Consider the following 17,108-nt stretch of genomic DNA (forward strand, 5'->3'; position numbering starts at 1 on the left):
GTTTTATTTCTTGTCGCAAATTGAAGGAGGCTTTTTTTTATGGATGAAATGAATAATGAAGTATCAGACTTTAAAGAGTTATCAGTCGGTGAAGTGGTAACTGGAAAAGTAGTAAAAGTAGAAGATAAACAAGTATTGGTTGATATCGGATGGAAAACAGATGGAATTGTTCCTATTAGTGAATTATCTAGTCTCCATATTGAAACAGCAAGTGAAGTTGTTTCAGTGGATGATGAGTTAACGCTTAAGATAAAAAAACTAGATGATGATGAAATTATCTTATCAAAGCAAGCAGTTGACACTGAGCAAGCTTGGGATGATTTAGAGCAAAAGCTTGAAAGTGGAGAGGTGTTCTCAGCTAAGGTGAAAGAGATTGTAAAAGGCGGCTTAGTTGTTGATGTGGGCTTAAGAGGCTTTGTACCTGCTTCTCTTGTTGAAACATATTTTGTTGACGATTTCTCATCTTATCAAGATCAGGAGTTAACACTTAAGGTAGCGGAATTAGATCGTGACAAAAACCGGGTAATTCTTTCTCATCGTGCGGTTGTTGAAGCGGAAGCTGCTGTTCAGAAGGAGCAACGCATTGCAACACTTCAAGAAGGGGAGATTGTCGAGGGTAGGGTTGCGCGACTAACTGATTTTGGTGTGTTCGTTGATTTAGGTGGAATTGATGGTTTAGTTCACATTTCTCAGCTTTCTCATGAGCATGTAGAGAAGGCTAGTGATGTTGTAACTGAGAATGACACGATCAGTGTCAAGATTCTATCAATTGATTCAGAGTCAGAGCGCATCTCATTATCTTTAAAAGCGACATTACCTGGTCCATGGGAGGATGTTGAAGCAAAAATCTCTGTTGGTGACGTTGTTGAAGGAGAGGTAAAGCGACTGGTTCACTTTGGCGCATTTGTCGAAGTATTGCCGCAAGTTGAGGGCTTAGTGCACATTTCTCAAATCTCGACAGAACATATTGGAACGCCTCAAGAGGTTTTAGAGATTGGTCAAAAGGTTAGTGCAAAGGTTTTAGAGGTTAATCCGTCAGACAAACGTATTTCTTTAAGTATTAAAGAAGTAGAGGTCGATAAAAATCAGGCTGAACTAAAATCATATAAAAAAGATGAAGAAGAGTCTGGTTTTTCTTTTAGTGATATGATTGGCGATCAATTAGATAAATTTAAAGATTAATTTATTTTGGTTGTATATCAAATAGCGTTGGTAAGCTAATTTCCCAAGATTAGGCGGAAGCAAAAAAGAGCCGACTCCTGTGGAAATAGCAAGTGTCTGAAGACTCCACAAGAAAGCGGATCTTTTTTGCTGGAGTCATACAAACATGTGCTTAATCAACGCTATTTAATGAAGAACCTTTATTTTTGGATACTTGTTAGTGGACACCATAGCATTATGGTGTCTTTTTTTGGGTATTATAATCGCTATTCTTTTCTGATCTGCTGGATGGAATTTGACAAAGTGGAGGTTTAAGCTAAAGCTCAATGTGTCATAATTATAAGTGAGTTTTAGAATTAAAGAGGTGAACTGAATGATGTTTTATTGGTTAAGTTGGTTTTTAATTATTTATCTGTTCTTTTTTTATCGTGCAAAGCAAAGTGTTAAACAGTTACTGATTGTTTGTCTACTACTAAATATCATTCTCCTTCGGTACGAGGTAACTATTATTCAGTTCACGATTAGTTTTCCATTCATACTTGGAAGTCTATTATTATTCTTGTTAATTGGGTCTAGAAGCTTCTCTATTAAGAGCGGGTTTACCTTATGGTGCCTTGTCTTAAGCTATGTGGGGCTACATTATATTTTTATAGCAAGTCCAATCTGGTTAATTGTTAATAGTCAGTTGCTTATTGGTGGAAGTCTAATTATTATGGTTGTTTTTACTAATAGAGAATTTTGGGATCAAGTACTTTGCTTTTTAATTGCGTCATGGCTAGGAGAAGCACTGCTTGCCTATAATTTGCAAATATTGAATTGGCAACATCCTCTTGGAAGCAATTTTTTTTATAGCTACATTTATTTGGGGATTGCAATCCTTTATCTGATTAATTATGCAACAAAAAAAGGCGGCCAAAAGCTAGTCCGAATGAACCTGTAAAGAGATTTACGATCAATCTAATGAAAGGATTGTTAAATGAGGTGAGATTTGCTAAACTGAATAAGTTAGTTTACCGATCAGTATAGCTTGGGCTACAAAGCAATCGGTATTGACTGTATGAGCCGATACTTTATGTTATGCTTAGTTTAGACAAACATATAAAAAAAGATCAGAGAAGGAAAGGATGAACCTTTCATGCGGAAATCAATAGTTGCAATAGTTGGTCGACCAAACGTTGGGAAATCAACAATTTTTAACCGTTTAGTAGGAGAAAGAATATCGATCGTTGAAGATACACCAGGTGTTACTAGAGACCGTATTTATGCTGAGGCTGACTGGTTAACCACTCAGTTTAATTTAATTGATACAGGTGGCATTGAACTAAGTGATGAGCCATTACTTGTTCAAATGCGCGAACAGGCAGATGTAGCTATTCAGGAAGCAGATGTCATTATTTTTATTGTAAATGGACGAGAAGGTATTACTGCTGCAGATGAAGAAGTGGCCAAAATACTATATAAATCTAACAAACCAATTGTATTAGCGGTAAACAAAGTGGACAACCCTGAGATGCGGGAAGAGATTTATGAATTCTATAGCTTGGGCTTTGGCGAACCGTTTCCAATCTCTGGTACTCACGGACTTGGTTTAGGTGACATGCTTGATAAAGTGGTTAGCTATTTTCCTCAGTTAGAAGTAGAAGATCACGAGCAGGATACGATCTATTTTAGTTTAATTGGACGTCCAAATGTTGGTAAATCATCGTTGGTAAATGCATTACTTCACCAAGAACGTGTCATTGTAAGTGAGATTGCAGGTACGACTCGGGACGCTATTGATACCCCGTTTACTAAGGATGACCAAGATTTCGTTATTATTGATACGGCTGGTATGCGTAAGCGTGGTAAAATTTATGAATCGACAGAACGGTATAGTATCTTGAGAGCTTTAAAAGCGATTGAACGTTCAGACGTTGTCCTTACTCTTATTGATGCGGATACTGGGATCATCGAACAAGATAAAAAGATTGCCGGCTACGCCCACCAAGCAGGTAAGGCTGTCGTTATTGTCGTAAATAAATGGGATACGGTTCAATCTGATGAGAAAGCAATGAAGGACTTTGAACAAAAAGTACGTGTGCATTTTCCCTTCTTGGATTATGCCCCAATTGTTTTTCTTTCAGCTTTGACGAAAAAAAGAACACATACCCTTATCCCACAAGTAAAGCTTGCCAGTGAGAACCATGCTATCCGTGTCGAAACAAACGTCTTAAATGATGTTATTATGGATGCAGTTGCCATGAATCCAACACCAACCTCGCATGGTAAGCGCTTGAAGATATTGTATGCTACTCAAGTAGCAATTAAGCCACCATCATTTGTGGTATTTGTTAATGACCCGGAGCTCATGCATTTTTCTTATGAACGATTCTTAGAGAATAAAATACGAGCAGCATTCGGATTTGAAGGAACACCTATTAAAATTTTTGCAAGAAGAAGAAGTTAAGGGGTGACTCATATGGAAAAAATCGCCGTCTTAGGTGCTGGGAGCTGGGGAACTGCTCTAGCTATGGTATTAAATGATAATGGTCACCATGTTTCTTTGTGGACAAATAATCAGATACATGCGGATGAAATTAATAAAATGCATAAAAATAGTGCTTACTTACCAGATGTCACGTTACCAAATTCTATTATCGCTCATGTTGATCTCAAGCAAGCATTGGCTGATACAACTGCCATTGTTTTTGTGTTACCAACTAAAGCAATTAGATCTGTTTGTCAGCAGGTAAAGGCTGTTCTTGACCATCAGGTAACCATTATCCACGGTACAAAGGGAATTGAACCTGATACATTTAAACGTGTATCTGAAATGATGGAAGAAGAGCTTGACTCACAATTTTATGATGAAATTGTTGTTCTTTCTGGTCCATCTCATGCCGAGGAGGTTAGTATTAAGCTTCCAACTACGGTTTCTGCTTCTTCTAAATCAATGGAGGCAGCTATGCACACGCAGAATCTATTTATGAATGAATCCTTTCGAGTATATACTAATCAAGATACTCTGGGTGTTGAATTAGGTGGATCGTTAAAGAATATTATTGCGCTAGGTGCGGGTATTTCAGATGGACTGGGCTACGGAGATAACGCAAAAGCAGCATTAGTCACAAGAGGTTTGGCTGAAATTGCTCGACTTGGAACGGCGATGGGAGCAGACCCGCTCACTTTTGTTGGCTTAACCGGTATCGGTGATTTAATTGTAACCTGTACCAGTATTCATAGTCGAAACTGGAAAGCAGGGAATATGCTAGCACAAGGAAATACATTGGCTGATGTGCTTGCCCAAATGGGGATGGTTGTAGAAGGAGTACGTACTGCGGAAGCAGCTTACCATTTAGCAAAGGAAAAAGGCATAGATATGCCAATTACTACAGCCATATATGAAATTCTGTTTAAGCATGCAAATGCTCAGGAAGCTGTTGATCAACTTATGACCCGTTCTCGACGAACTGAAACCGATGAAGTACATTTAATGCTGGAGCAACATTATCAATCTAAATGATGAACAGCATCTCCCCTTTTAGCATATAGTATCTTGAAAATGCTAATCAAGGAGGAGACTATGTGAACGACTTTCAAAAAGCTTTATTTGATCAGATCCAAAACAAAGCTAATATTCAGCCCGATGAAATCTTTAAAGTCGCTCATTCAGTTCAAAATGCTGATTTTTCAGATGAAGGAACTGTTAGAGATTTAGTTCAACAATTGAGTCATTTAGCAAATAAGCCTATTCCAAAACAGAAAGAAGATAAGCTTGTCCAAACGATTGTCAATAACAACTTACCTAAAGATTTAAGTGCGTTGGGACAACTTTTTAAAAAATAGTTGATGTAGTAGGCAAGCGTTTATACAATGTTTTTTTTTTCGCATAAACTATTATGCACAAGCATTCACGTTAAAGTTGCCCTGGGTATTAATCATAGTCAGCCGAGCTAGAACGCCCCTTCTAGCTCGGTTTCATTTTTTCTCTTCAATTCCCTTCATTTATGGCATATCTGATCCAATTCCATCATAAGAATAAAAAAATACAAGACCAAATCTAATATATTTTAACTTTCTGGGCCCTGCTACAGTCCAACCGCTAAGCTATATAGTCAGCAGCTGTTTAAGCTTATAACAGGAATCGGTTAGGAATTTCTTTAAATTATCCAGCTGGGTAGTGGATAAAAAAAATAAACATGATTGCAATCAGCTGTCATAATTTTATGGGACAACATCATACACTTTAAGTGTCAGGGCATCGTACATTGCGACGTTGAAGGAGATCGGGAGGGGATTATGTGGAAAAAGTAGACATTTTTAAGGATATTTCAAAACGAACGAACGGAGATATTTATTTAGGTATTGTAGGTGCCGTTCGGACTGGTAAATCTACATTTATCAAAAAGTTTATGGAAAAAGTAGTACTACCGAATATGGAAGATGAAGGTGATCGTGCGCGTGCCCAGGATGAATTGCCTCAAAGTGCTGCTGGTAAGACGATTATGACGACAGAACCTAAATTTGTACCTAATCAAGCAGTTCACTTAAATGTTGATGATGGATTAGGTATTAATGTTCGTCTAGTTGACTGTGTTGGTTACACTGTTAAGGGAGCACAAGGTTTTGAGGACGAGAATGGACCAAGGATGATTCATACACCATGGTATGAAGAGCCAATCCCTTTTCATGAGGCAGCTGAAATTGGTACGAGGAAGGTGATTCAAGAGCACTCTACAATCGGGGTAGTCATTACAACAGATGGTTCCATCGGTGATATTCCGAGAAGTAATTTTGTTGAAGCCGAATCCAGAATTGTTGAAGAACTTAAAGAAGTTGGTAAGCCGTTTATTATGGTGTTGAATTCGACAAAACCATATCAACAGGAGACAGAATTATTAAGACAGGAATTAAGTGAACAACATGATATCCCAGTTCTTGCAATGAGTGTAGAAAGTATGCAAGAGGATGATGCATTAAATGTCCTTAGAGAAGCTTTATTTGAGTTTCCAGTACTTGAAGTCAATGTTAACCTTCCGAGCTGGGTAATGGTCCTAAATGATGAGCATTGGCTTAGAACAAGCTATCAAGAGGCGATTCAAGAAACTGTTAAAGATATTAAACGGTTACGTGATGTTGATCGTGTCGTTGGTCATTTTATTAATTACGAGAATATTGAGCACGCGCGCATTAACGGTTTGGAGATGGGTGAAGGTATTGCGGAAATTGACCTAGATGCACCTAGCCATCTTTATGATCAAGTTCTTAAGGAAATTGTTGGAGAAGAAATTCGAGGCAAAGATCATTTACTAGAGTTGATGCAAGATTTTGCTGTGGCCAAACGCGAATATGACCAAATAGCAGATGCATTAAATATGGTCAAGCAAACAGGTTACGGTGTCGCTGCACCAACAATTAACGATATGTCACTCGACGAACCAGAAATCATTCGCCAGGGCACACGATTTGGTGTCCGGTTAAAGGCTATTGCGCCTTCAATTCATATGATTAAAGTTGATGTTGCATCAGAATTTTCACCGATAATAGGGACAGAGAAGCAAAGTGAAGAACTTGTTCGCTACCTAATGCAAGATTTTGAAGATGATCCACTATCAATTTGGCAATCAGATATTTTCGGGCGATCATTAAGCTCAATTGTCCGAGAAGGTATTCAAGGTAAACTAACACTTATGCCGGAAAATGCGCGGTTTAAGCTAAAAGAAACATTAGAGAAAATTGTGAATGAAGGATCGGGTGGCTTAATCGCGATTATCCTCTAACGACTTGAATTTCAAGTCGTTTTTTGTTTTTTTGTAAAACTAAACTCTCGCACAATGAAAATAAGCATTAAGCCGCCCACGGAAAGCGATACATAGCTCCACTAAGGGTTAATAACGATAGTTTTATCAGAAAGGAGTTATTCATCAAACTATCTACTCGTCATATCAATACGCAGACTTAGTCTTTCGTCCGCCCTTCAGCCGTTTTAGTTCAAACTAAATATGTTAAGGCAAAAGTTGATTTTAAATTAGTACTGATTTTCATATAATAGCTGATCAGTCCGCTATTTGTTTGCATATAAAAACTGATTATGGTAGTATGCAATAATATAAATGATAATTTCACTAAATCTTAGCAGATTCTAGTAAGATAATTAATTTGTCAATGTTAAATTTGGATTAGTTAATTTGGGCATTTTTAATTATTATTATGTTTTTTGTTGAATTTATAGGGAAAGTCGTTTATTATTAGCCTTGTCATCAAAAAATTTGATGAACGGAAGTATAGAATTTGCGAAATTTGTGAACAAATGGAATAGAACCATTTAAATTCGTATGCTTCATGAATTTAAATGTGGGAGGAGGTGAATATCATGAACAAAACAGATCTAATTAATGCTGTTGCTGAAAAAAGCGAGCTTTCTAAAAAGGATGCAACAAAAGCTGTTGATGCAGTTTTTGAATCTATCATGGATTCACTAAAAGACGGTGAAAAAGTACAATTAATTGGTTTTGGTAACTTTGAGGTGCGTGAGCGTGCTGCCCGTAAAGGTCGTAACCCACAAACTGGAGCTGAGATCGAGATCCCAGCTAGCAAAGTACCTGCTTTTAAACCAGGTAAAGCCCTTAAAGATAGCGTAAAATAAGGCTATACTACATAGGGAGAAAAAAGGGTGCAATTAAATTGCATCCTTTTTTCTGTTATAACTGTTTAATTAAGGAGTAAAGGTGGAGGAAGCATGCAAGAATATCTGGTTATTAAGGCGGAAGAAAATGGTGTGCAAGTTATTGGCCTTACAAGAGGTGAAGCGACAAAGTTTCATCACGCTGAAAAATTGGATCAAGGGGAAGTTCTTGTCGTTCAATTTACCAATCACACATCTGCAATTAAAGTAAAAGGTAAGGCTAAAATAATTTCAAGTCATGGTGAAGTAAGCGCCGATTAGTAGTAATCTAAATAAAAAGTTAAGCATTTTTTCTTGGGGGAACTGAACGGTGTCAATAAAAGCTACTGTTATAACAAGACTTGAGCAAGAGTTAAACGGAACGAACGCATTATTAGACGTTAATTACCTTGATCATTTGTATGGTCTGCTCGATTATTATCTCGCTTTTACGAAAAGAAACTATTGGACAGAGACAAAACGTGTCGACTGTCTTGTTGCTATCTGTTTGGTCCAGCTTTCTCTGCATATTCATAGTCAGCTGACGAACGTTGCGACTATGGAAGATGCAGCGTATTTACTAGAAGCTGATTTATTTAGTAGTCGCTATTACGCTATTCTTGTAAAAGAAAATGAATTTAATTTGCTTAACAAAATTTCTTTAGCTATAAAACAGCAAAATGCTAGCCAAATTAGGCTAAATCTTTTAGATATTAAGGCAAATAAGGCACTATTTATCTTAGCATGGTTCAATCAGCAGACATGGCTTGCGATTACATTAATAAATACCTTTCAGCCATTCGAACGACAAAGGAGCATGATAGAGGCACTATGGGTTCAACAATTAACAAATGAACGGTTAAAGTTAACTGCTGACCAGAAAGAAAAGTATTCGCTCAGTCAAGCTTGTAAACCTATTGCTATGAACGTGGCGTTCCTTATAAGAGAAATTGATCACTTGTTGTTAACTAGCAAGCTCAGTTTTGACAATTTGTGGCATGCGGTTCACAACCTTTAGACAGGCACAGCTTTCCTAGGAAAATGTAAATGAAGGGTGAAGACCTATGATTAGCCAGTTACCCAAACAGTATCAATATCTGCAAGCGGATATTGATGAGTTAAACGAATTATTACATAAGCTATTTTTAGCAACAGATCAGACGGTTCAAACACCCATTATTAACCTACTTCATGCTGGTGGAAAGCGTATCCGACCATTATTATGTATCATTTGCAGTCGTTGCAGCCCCAATCGCTCAAATGAAGTACTAATAATAGCGGCTGTACTTGAAATGATTCATATGGCAAGCATAATCCATGATGATGTCATTGATCACGCAGTATTAAGAAGAGGTGAGCCAACTGTTCATTATACATATAATCCCCAAATTGCCATTCAAGTAGGTGACTATTTGTTTTCGTATGCATTGGAGATCGCTACTCAATTGGAAGATAAGACGATACACCGAAGATTAGCTACTACCTTGACATGGTTAGTAAAGGGAGAGCTGGCTCAACTAAACACGCGCTATCAGATTGATCAATCAGTAAAAAACTATTTTATGAAAATTCGAAATAAAACGGCACGTTTGATCGCTACTTGTTGTGAAGTTGGGGCTAAGCTTAATCAAGCGCCGCCTTCATTACAAAACCAATTAGCCAATTTTGGTTACTATCTTGGCATGAGTTATCAAATTAAAGACGATTTACTTGATTTCTCTGACTATCACCAAACGGGTAAAGACAGCAAAACTGATTTATTAGAAGGCTACTTAACCTTACCGACATTGCTTGCTTTATCAGATAAAACTATTTATAATCAAGTTCACAAACTGTTTAATCAAGGCAGTTCGCGAGCAGGCTCTGATGACCGAGAAATAATTCATTTAATTAAACAGTCTGGGGCAATAGAACAGGCAAATCAAGTCAGTCATTGGTATCTAATGCGTGCACTTAAGGTTGGCAGGTCGTTACCTGATTTCCCTGAGAAACCTTTACTGCTTCAAATGGCAGCTGGATTAGCAAAACGGACGCATTAGTAGTTATATAAATTTTTGAAAATACAGGTGTGAGCAGCAGAGCTTTGATAGGATTGCTGCTTGAGAGGAGTTGGACGGGTTGGCAGATTATCAAACTTTCACCCAGTCAATTAAAAAAAAGACCGGCATCGATTTGAATTTATATAAAGAGGTGCAGATGAAAAGGCGGCTAACGTCACTGCGTGATAAACGAGGTTATCGTGATTTTAATACATATTTTACAGCTCTGCTTGAGGATGATCAACTTTTAGCTGAATTTCTTGATAAAATGACTATTAATGTATCAGAATTCTTTCGTAATTCTTCTAGATGGCAGGTGTTAGAGAATAAGGTGCTACCATTACTTTTAAGTGGGAAGAAGCGGATTAAAATTTGGAGTGCTGCATGCTCCACTGGTGATGAACCTTATACGTTAGCGATGTTATTAAGTCAATATACGGATTTAAACCAAGTCGAGATCTTAGCAACCGACATTGATGACAGGATTTTGGCCCGAGCTAAGGAAGGGATCTATACAGAGCGAGCACTAAAAGAGGTACCCAGTCAACTGAAAAAGAAATTCTTTACATATACAGACCATCTTTACTATATTGATGAAGCGTTAAAAAAAACAATAACATTTAAGAAGCATAACCTTCTGTCTGATCCTTTTCCGACCGATTTTGACTTAATTGTTTGTCGCAATGTTTTAATTTATTTTACTGAGGAGGCAAAGACAAACCTCTATCCTAAGTTTAGTCATGCACTTAAAGGCAATGGTGTTTTCTTTGTTGGAAGTACGGAACAAATTTTCAACCCTGAAAAATTCAATTTTAAAGTACTCGATACTTTTTTCTATCAAAAAAATGGATGAGAACGATGGTTAATTTAGCTATCGTTATTTAATTTAAGTTTCTCAAATAAGAAACAAATCTTATAATTTGCTGTCCACAGAACAGAGAAGGTGTGTTATATTATATAAAATCAAAGAAACAGGGGGACATAGTCAAATGCGCTACTTAACAGCTGGTGAGTCACACGGTAAACAATTGACAACGATTGTGGAAGGGGTGCCGGCACAATTACCACTTCAAAGTACTGATATTAATGAGTCCTTGCTTAGGAGACAGAAAGGTCATGGTCGGGGCAAGCGAATGCAAATAGAAAAAGACCTTGTTGATATTGCAGGTGGTGTGCGCCATGGCTATACATTGGGATCACCAATTGCTTTAGTGGTCAAAAACGATGACTTTAAACATTGGGAGGACATCATGGGTGAGGACCCATATGATCAAGATAAAGATATTCGACGGACTGTTACTCGTCCAAGACCCGGTCACGCTGATTTAAATGGTGCAATTAAATATGGTCATCGTGATATGCGTAACATTCTTGAACGATCTTCTGCCAGGGAAACAGCTGCTCGTGTTGCAGCTGGTGCAGTTGCTAAATCACTATTACAACACCTAGATATTAACATCGTTGGCTATGTAAATGAAATTGCTGGGATTAAGGCGAAAGCTGACCATCAGTTAACAATACAGGAAAGAATAACAATTTCAGAAGCTTCACCAGTACGTTGCTTGGATCAACAGGCTGGCGAGGAAATGATGACAGCGATTGATCAGGCTAAACAGGAGGGTGATTCAATTGGCGGCATTTGTGAGGTGTATATTGAAGGCGTACCAGCTGGTATCGGCTCCTATGTACACTATGATCGTAAACTTGATGCCCGAATTGCCTTTGCTGTGCAAAGTATCAATGCTTTTAAAGGTGTAGAATTTGGAATTGGCTTTGAAGCTGCTCGCCGAAATGGTAGCGAGGTGCATGATGAAATTATCTGGTCTGAGGGCACGGGCTATTCAAGAAGAACAAATAACCTAGGCGGCTTTGAGGGCGGGATGACAAGCGGCATGCCAATTGTGGTTAAGGGCGTAATGAAGCCTATTCCAACCCTCTATAAGCCATTACAGAGTATCGATATCGCCACGAAAGAAGTCTTTAACGCTAGTATTGAGCGATCTGATTCTTGTGCTGTCCCGGCAGCTGCAGTTGTGATGGAACACGTTGTCGCTTTTGAATTAGCTAACGCTATTTTGGAGCAGTTTCCCAACGACCAATTTCCAAAGCTTAAACAGGCAATTGATCAATATCGCGAAGAAGTAAGGTGTTTCTAATGGACAAATTAACGATACAAACAAGTACAAATGCTTATGATGTCTTAGTCGGGGGTGGATTAAGGCATCAGTTTCTTGATTATTTAGATCAGAGCTACGATGATGTACTCGTTATTACGGATAGCAACGTTGAGTCTTTGTATTTACAAGATGTTTTAACAACTCTTTCTTCAGTTAAGCGCGTTAATTATACGGTTGTTCCAGCTGGTGAGGCTTCAAAAAACGGTCGAGTGTATTTTGATTTGCTAACTGAGGCAATTAATATGGGGTTAGATCGCCACGGTCTTATTATTGCATTAGGTGGTGGGATGATCGGTGATTTAGCCGGCTTTGTAGCAGCTACTTTTATGCGTGGGGTTGATTACCTACAAATGCCGACAACTATTTTAGCTCATGACAGCAGTGTTGGTGGTAAGGTCGCCATTAATCATCCAGAGGGGAAGAACCTAATTGGTTCCTTTTATCCACCTAAAGCTGTGATCTACGACGTAGAAACCTTACACACCATTCCTCAAACTGAAATTCGCTCAGGCTACGCTGAAATTGCCAAGCACAGCATGATTCATTCTCCAAGCTTTTGGACAGACATTAATCAAGTAAGCCTTGAAAAACCTCTCAATGAAACATGGCTTATTCGAGATTTAATAAGGGGCATTGAAGTAAAGGCGAAAATTGTCGAACAAGATGAACGAGAAGCCAATGTACGTCAATTTCTAAACTTTGGTCATACGTTAGGTCATGCGCTAGAGGCTGAACTTGGCTATGGTGTATATACCCACGGTGAAGCTGTAGCAATCGGGATGCTGTTTGCGATGGAACTTAGTCAACAATACTTTGGTAATCGTTTACCCGTCGATGCCTTTTTACAATGGTTAAAAACAAACCATTATCCAATCCAAGTGGCTAACCTGTCTATTACTGCACTTATGAATCGAATGAAACGAGACAAGAAGGCTAAGCAGCAGCGCATTCAAATGGTTCTATTAAAGGAGCTAGGCATGCCAGTGGTTGAAGAAATTGATGATGTAACAATTAAGGACGCATTACAGCTCTTTTTGCGGAAGTTGGTGAAATAATGATAAGAGGGATTCGCGGGGCAACAACCGTAAATGAGAATATAGCAACTGACATTATTGACCGAACAAGAGCATTAGTATTGGAGATAATAGCGTTAAATCAGATTAAGGCTAGTGATGTGGCTTCTGTACTGGTATCTGTTACAACTGATTTGAATGCTGCCTTCCCAGCTAAGCCAATTAGAGAGTTAGCTGGTTGGAGTTATGTTCCGGTCATGTGTATGAATGAGATTGATGTTCCTGGTGGTCTTCCACGTTGTATTCGGATTATGCTAACGGTAAATACAATGATTGAACAGGAGAAAATAATCCATGTTTATCATCACGAAGCAAAAAAACTAAGGCCAGATTTACTGAAATAATAAGGAGGAATTTGTCTTGAAAGCAAAAAAAATTTTTGAATCCATGTCCCCATACAAACCGGGTAAACAAATTGATGATGTGAAAGAAGAATTAGGGTTAGCACAAATTTATAAACTTGCTTCAAACGAAAATCCATTTGGCTATTCAAAGCAGGTTGATGAGACTGTTAAAGCACATGGCAATCATTTTGAGATATACCCAGATGGTTATGCCACTGAATTGAGACAGGTTTTAAGTAGTGATCTTAATATTGACCCAGATCAGCTTATTTTTGGTTGTGGCTCTGATGAAGTCATTGATATTATCTGTCGAACATACATAGACGAGGATTCAGAGACCATAATGGCAACACCAACTTTCCCACAGTACAAGCATAATGCATTGATTCAAGGAGCGAAAATAATTGAGGTTCCGTTAGTCGATGGCTATCATGATTTAGCTAGCATGCTGGCGGCGATTACTGAAAAAACAAAGGTTGTCTGGTTATGTACTCCGAATAATCCAACCGGCTGCTTAATCGCAGAGCAAGCGTTAAAAGATTTCTTAACAAATTGTCCAAAACATGTGGTAGTGGTCCTTGATGAGGCGTATTACGAGTATATCATAAAAGATCAAGCGCCTAATTCGCTTGCATTAGTTAATGAACATGCAAACTTAATTGTACTACGAACCTTTTCGAAAGCCTATGGACTTGCGGGTCTAAGAATTGGCTATGGGATAGCCGCCTTACCAATTAGTGATACACTCAATATTGCACGAGGACCCTTTAATACGACGCAATTGGCTCAGAAGGCTGCTGTAGCAGCCTATCAAGATCAAGCTTTTATTTCATATTCATATGAAGAAACGTTAAAGAACAAAAATAGTTTTAAGACTGTTCTTGATGAGTTAGGTCTGTCCTATTATGATTCAGAAACCAATTTCCTTTTTGTAAAGCTACCGGTTTCTGGTGATCTACTATTTGAATATTTGCTGACCCAAGGTTTTATTGTTCGTTCGGGAGAGGCTCTTGGTCATCCTAATGGAGTAAGAATAACAATTGGCACGAAGGAGCAGATGGCGCTCATGCAAGAAGCGATGAAAACTTTTATAACAAAACACACAGGGACTGAACAATCGTGAAACAGACTGTTTTAATTGCTGGACTTGGTCTGATTGGTGGATCGTTAGCTGCGAATATTAAGCAAAATAAATCGGTTCACCTAATTGGCTTTGACCTTGATCAACAAACCTTAACCTATGCAAAAGCAAATCAAATTGTCGATGAAACATCGAATGACTTTGTACAAGCAATCAAGAAGGCTGATTTTTGTATTTTAGCTGCACCGGTTTCACAAACAATTGCGTTGATTAAGACGATTGAGACGATCGATCTCAATCATTCACTCATTGTTTCTGATGTTTCTTCAGTAAAGGGAAATGTCATGGAGGAAGCAGATAAGATTGTATCTGAGCAGATTAGCTTCATCGGTGGACACCCCATGGCTGGCTCACATAAGAAAGGGATTGAAGCAGCAAAAGCACACTTATTTGAGAATGCTTTTTATATTTTAACACCTTCTAAACGAGCGAGCGAAGCTGATACTGAAAAGCTTAAAGCGCTGCTGTCAGCTACTAAATCAACCTTCATTGTGCTTAATGCTAAGGAGCACGATGAAATGACAAGTGTCATTTCACATTTTCCCCACCTTATCGCTTCTGCTTTAGTGCAGCAGGCAAAGAGCTGGGAAAAAAAACACCCGAGAATCCCGGGGCTCGCAGCAGGTGGCTTTCGTGATATTACTCGGATCGCATCAAGCAATCCGGGGATGTGGCAGGATATTTTCTTTCAAAATAAGGACATACTTATTCCGCTAATAACCGATTGGATTACGGAAATGGATACATTAAAAACTTTGCTTGAAACAAATGATAAAATCTCCATATATCATTATCTTGAACAGGCACGTGAATTTCGTGATGGACTTGACCGCGAAAAACGCGGCGCAATTCCAGCATTTTATGATGTCTTCGTTGATATCTTTGATCAGCCTGGTGCTATTAAGCAGGTTATTTCATTATTAGCTGATCATGCAATTAGTATTAAAAATATCGAGATTCTTGAGATTAGAGAAGATATCACTGGTGTGCTAAGGCTTAGTTTTGTGACACGAGCTGATCAACTAAAGAGTCAGCAGTTGTTATCAAATAGCGGCTATGAAACTACAATAGAGGATTAGGAGTGACCGATATGAGCACAAAGCAATTACAACCAGTTAACAAAGCCTTACAAGGACGTCTAGCAGTACCTGGGGATAAGTCAATTTCACATCGGGCCGTCATTTTGGGTTCTCTGGCAAGCGGTGAAACCATTATTTCAAATTTTCTAAATGGAGAAGATTGTTTAACAACAATTGCAGCATTTCAAGCGATGGGTGTCCAAATAGAATATGAAGGTGACCACGTTAAAATTGTAAGTCACGGTTTTAAGCGGCTCAAGGAACCCAAAGTTCCAATTGATCTTGGCAACTCTGGGACAACAGCACGGCTATTACTAGGCGTGTTAGCAGCACTGCCATTTCATACGACCTTGTTTGGTGATCAATCATTAACTAAGCGCCCAATGGATCGTATTCGTGATCCACTCCGGCAGATGGGTGCAAGCATTGATGGTAGAGAAAACGGAAAGTACTTACCGCTTGCCGTTCGTGGTGGCAGAGTAAAAGGGATAACCTTTAAACCATCCGTAAAAAGTGCACAAATTAAGTCAGGCGTGCTTCTTGCTGGGCTATTTGCAGAGGGTGAAACCACTGTAGTTGAATCAACCAAAACAAGAGACCATACTGAAAATATGTTAACTGCATTTGGGGGAAGCATTTCAATTGCTGGGAATGTTGTCAAAGTCAAGGGTGGTCAAGCTTTACACGGGACATCAATCCAGGTACCCGGCGATATTTCTTCAGCGGCATTTTTCATTGTAGCTGGATTACTTGTACCAGGTAGTGAGGTTACGATTAATAATGTTGGTCTAAATCAGACCAGGACCGGTTTACTTGATGTGCTTGAACTTATGAAAGTTGATCTTCAGGTTACTGAAACAAACCAAATTGGAGGAGAGTCGATCGGAACGGTGACTGTAAGGCATTCGAAGCCAGAAGCGGTGGTGATTGGCGGGGATGTTATTCCACGCATGATTGATGAAATACCAATTGTGGCACTTTTGGCAAGCCAAGCTAATGGAACAACGATTATTAAGGATGCTGAGGAACTAAGATATAAAGAGACAGACCGAATCGAAAGTGTCGTTCAAACTCTTTCTGCACTAGGTGTTGATATAACGGCTACAGCAGATGGTATGATTATTAAAGGTAACGCTAAGCTTACAGGTGCTGAACTTGATTCTTATGGCGATCATCGAATTGGCATGATGATTGCAATTGCAGCACTTATTAGTGATGCACCAGTAACACTGAAGGATGCTGAAGCTATTAATATTTCGTATCCAAACTTTTTTGACGATTTAGAGCAACTCAGTTAAATGTAGTGGGGTTAGTTACCTAGCAATGACTAACTCCACTACTTCTTTTTTGCTTCCATAAGGATACAATTGCTACAAATTTAATGAACTAAATGCTTATAAGCTGTTTGGAATGCTAATTATTGTTTTATAATTGAATAAAAAACAACTTTT

The 17,108-nt window shown here is 38.5% G+C and carries 17 protein-coding genes; all 17 read left to right on the plus strand.

What is annotated here, in order from left to right:
• The first annotated feature begins 39 nt into the window (after window positions 1-39).
• A complete protein-coding gene (gene rpsA / locus BM000_RS00235) occupies window positions 40-1,182 on the plus strand; it encodes a 30S ribosomal protein S1 (protein ID WP_091493389.1) in 1,143 nt (380 codons plus the stop codon).
• 352 nt (window positions 1,183-1,534) lie between these two features.
• Complete coding sequence (locus tag BM000_RS00240) at window positions 1,535-2,101, plus strand: YphA family membrane protein (protein WP_091493392.1); 567 nt, start codon at window positions 1,535-1,537, stop codon at window positions 2,099-2,101.
• A gap of 195 nt (window positions 2,102-2,296) precedes the next feature.
• A complete protein-coding gene (gene der / locus BM000_RS00245) occupies window positions 2,297-3,607 on the plus strand; it encodes a ribosome biogenesis GTPase Der (protein WP_091493394.1) in 1,311 nt (436 codons plus the stop codon).
• Between the two features lie 12 nt (window positions 3,608-3,619).
• Window positions 3,620-4,663: an NAD(P)H-dependent glycerol-3-phosphate dehydrogenase gene (locus tag BM000_RS00250; RefSeq protein WP_091493397.1), complete on the plus strand. Its 1,044-nt coding sequence runs from the start codon at window positions 3,620-3,622 to the stop codon at window positions 4,661-4,663.
• 62 nt (window positions 4,664-4,725) lie between these two features.
• Window positions 4,726-4,986, plus strand: coding sequence for a stage VI sporulation protein F (locus BM000_RS00255; RefSeq protein WP_091493399.1), 261 nt, complete (start codon window positions 4,726-4,728; stop codon window positions 4,984-4,986).
• Between the two features lie 455 nt (window positions 4,987-5,441).
• Window positions 5,442-6,920 (plus strand): stage IV sporulation protein A, encoded by a 1,479-nt coding sequence (gene spoIVA / locus BM000_RS00260; protein ID WP_091493402.1) that lies wholly within the window; start codon window positions 5,442-5,444, stop codon window positions 6,918-6,920.
• 593 nt (window positions 6,921-7,513) lie between these two features.
• Window positions 7,514-7,786, plus strand: coding sequence for an HU family DNA-binding protein (locus tag BM000_RS00265; protein WP_067836543.1), 273 nt, complete (start codon window positions 7,514-7,516; stop codon window positions 7,784-7,786).
• A gap of 93 nt (window positions 7,787-7,879) precedes the next feature.
• Window positions 7,880-8,086, plus strand: coding sequence for a trp RNA-binding attenuation protein MtrB (gene mtrB / locus BM000_RS00270; RefSeq protein ID WP_091493407.1), 207 nt, complete (start codon window positions 7,880-7,882; stop codon window positions 8,084-8,086).
• A 49-nt stretch (window positions 8,087-8,135) separates the two neighbouring features.
• The gene (locus BM000_RS00275) at window positions 8,136-8,822 is read left to right on the plus strand and encodes a heptaprenyl diphosphate synthase component 1 (protein WP_091493410.1); all 687 of its coding nucleotides are present in this window, start codon (window positions 8,136-8,138) and stop codon (window positions 8,820-8,822) included.
• A 46-nt stretch (window positions 8,823-8,868) separates the two neighbouring features.
• On the plus strand, window positions 8,869-9,843 hold the full coding sequence (locus BM000_RS00280; RefSeq protein ID WP_091493413.1) for a polyprenyl synthetase family protein: 975 nt from the start codon (window positions 8,869-8,871) through the stop codon (window positions 9,841-9,843).
• A gap of 79 nt (window positions 9,844-9,922) precedes the next feature.
• Window positions 9,923-10,696, plus strand: coding sequence for a CheR family methyltransferase (locus tag BM000_RS00285; protein ID WP_091493416.1), 774 nt, complete (start codon window positions 9,923-9,925; stop codon window positions 10,694-10,696).
• A gap of 136 nt (window positions 10,697-10,832) precedes the next feature.
• The gene (gene aroC / locus BM000_RS00290) at window positions 10,833-11,999 is read left to right on the plus strand and encodes a chorismate synthase (protein ID WP_091493418.1); all 1,167 of its coding nucleotides are present in this window, start codon (window positions 10,833-10,835) and stop codon (window positions 11,997-11,999) included.
• Window positions 11,999-13,075 (plus strand): 3-dehydroquinate synthase, encoded by a 1,077-nt coding sequence (aroB, locus tag BM000_RS00295; RefSeq protein WP_091493419.1) that lies wholly within the window; start codon window positions 11,999-12,001, stop codon window positions 13,073-13,075. Before aroC ends, aroB begins: the two co-directional genes overlap by 1 nt.
• Window positions 13,075-13,437 carry a chorismate mutase gene (aroH, locus tag BM000_RS00300; protein ID WP_091493421.1) on the plus strand — a complete coding sequence of 121 codons (363 nt, stop codon included), beginning with the start codon at window positions 13,075-13,077 and terminating at the stop codon, window positions 13,435-13,437. Before aroB ends, aroH begins: the two co-directional genes overlap by 1 nt.
• Window positions 13,438-13,453: 16 nt before the next feature.
• Window positions 13,454-14,560, plus strand: coding sequence for a histidinol-phosphate transaminase (gene hisC / locus BM000_RS00305; protein WP_091493424.1), 1,107 nt, complete (start codon window positions 13,454-13,456; stop codon window positions 14,558-14,560).
• Window positions 14,557-15,657 carry a prephenate dehydrogenase gene (locus BM000_RS00310; protein ID WP_177178153.1) on the plus strand — a complete coding sequence of 367 codons (1,101 nt, stop codon included), beginning with the start codon at window positions 14,557-14,559 and terminating at the stop codon, window positions 15,655-15,657. Before hisC ends, BM000_RS00310 begins: the two co-directional genes overlap by 4 nt.
• An 11-nt stretch (window positions 15,658-15,668) precedes the next feature.
• Window positions 15,669-16,955 carry a 3-phosphoshikimate 1-carboxyvinyltransferase gene (gene aroA, locus BM000_RS00315; RefSeq protein ID WP_091493429.1) on the plus strand — a complete coding sequence of 429 codons (1,287 nt, stop codon included), beginning with the start codon at window positions 15,669-15,671 and terminating at the stop codon, window positions 16,953-16,955.
• Window positions 16,956-17,108 lie beyond the last annotated feature (153 nt).

Source organism: Amphibacillus marinus, assembly GCF_900110345.1.
Taxonomy (GTDB): Bacteria; Bacillota; Bacilli; order Bacillales; family Amphibacillaceae; genus Amphibacillus_D; species Amphibacillus_D marinus.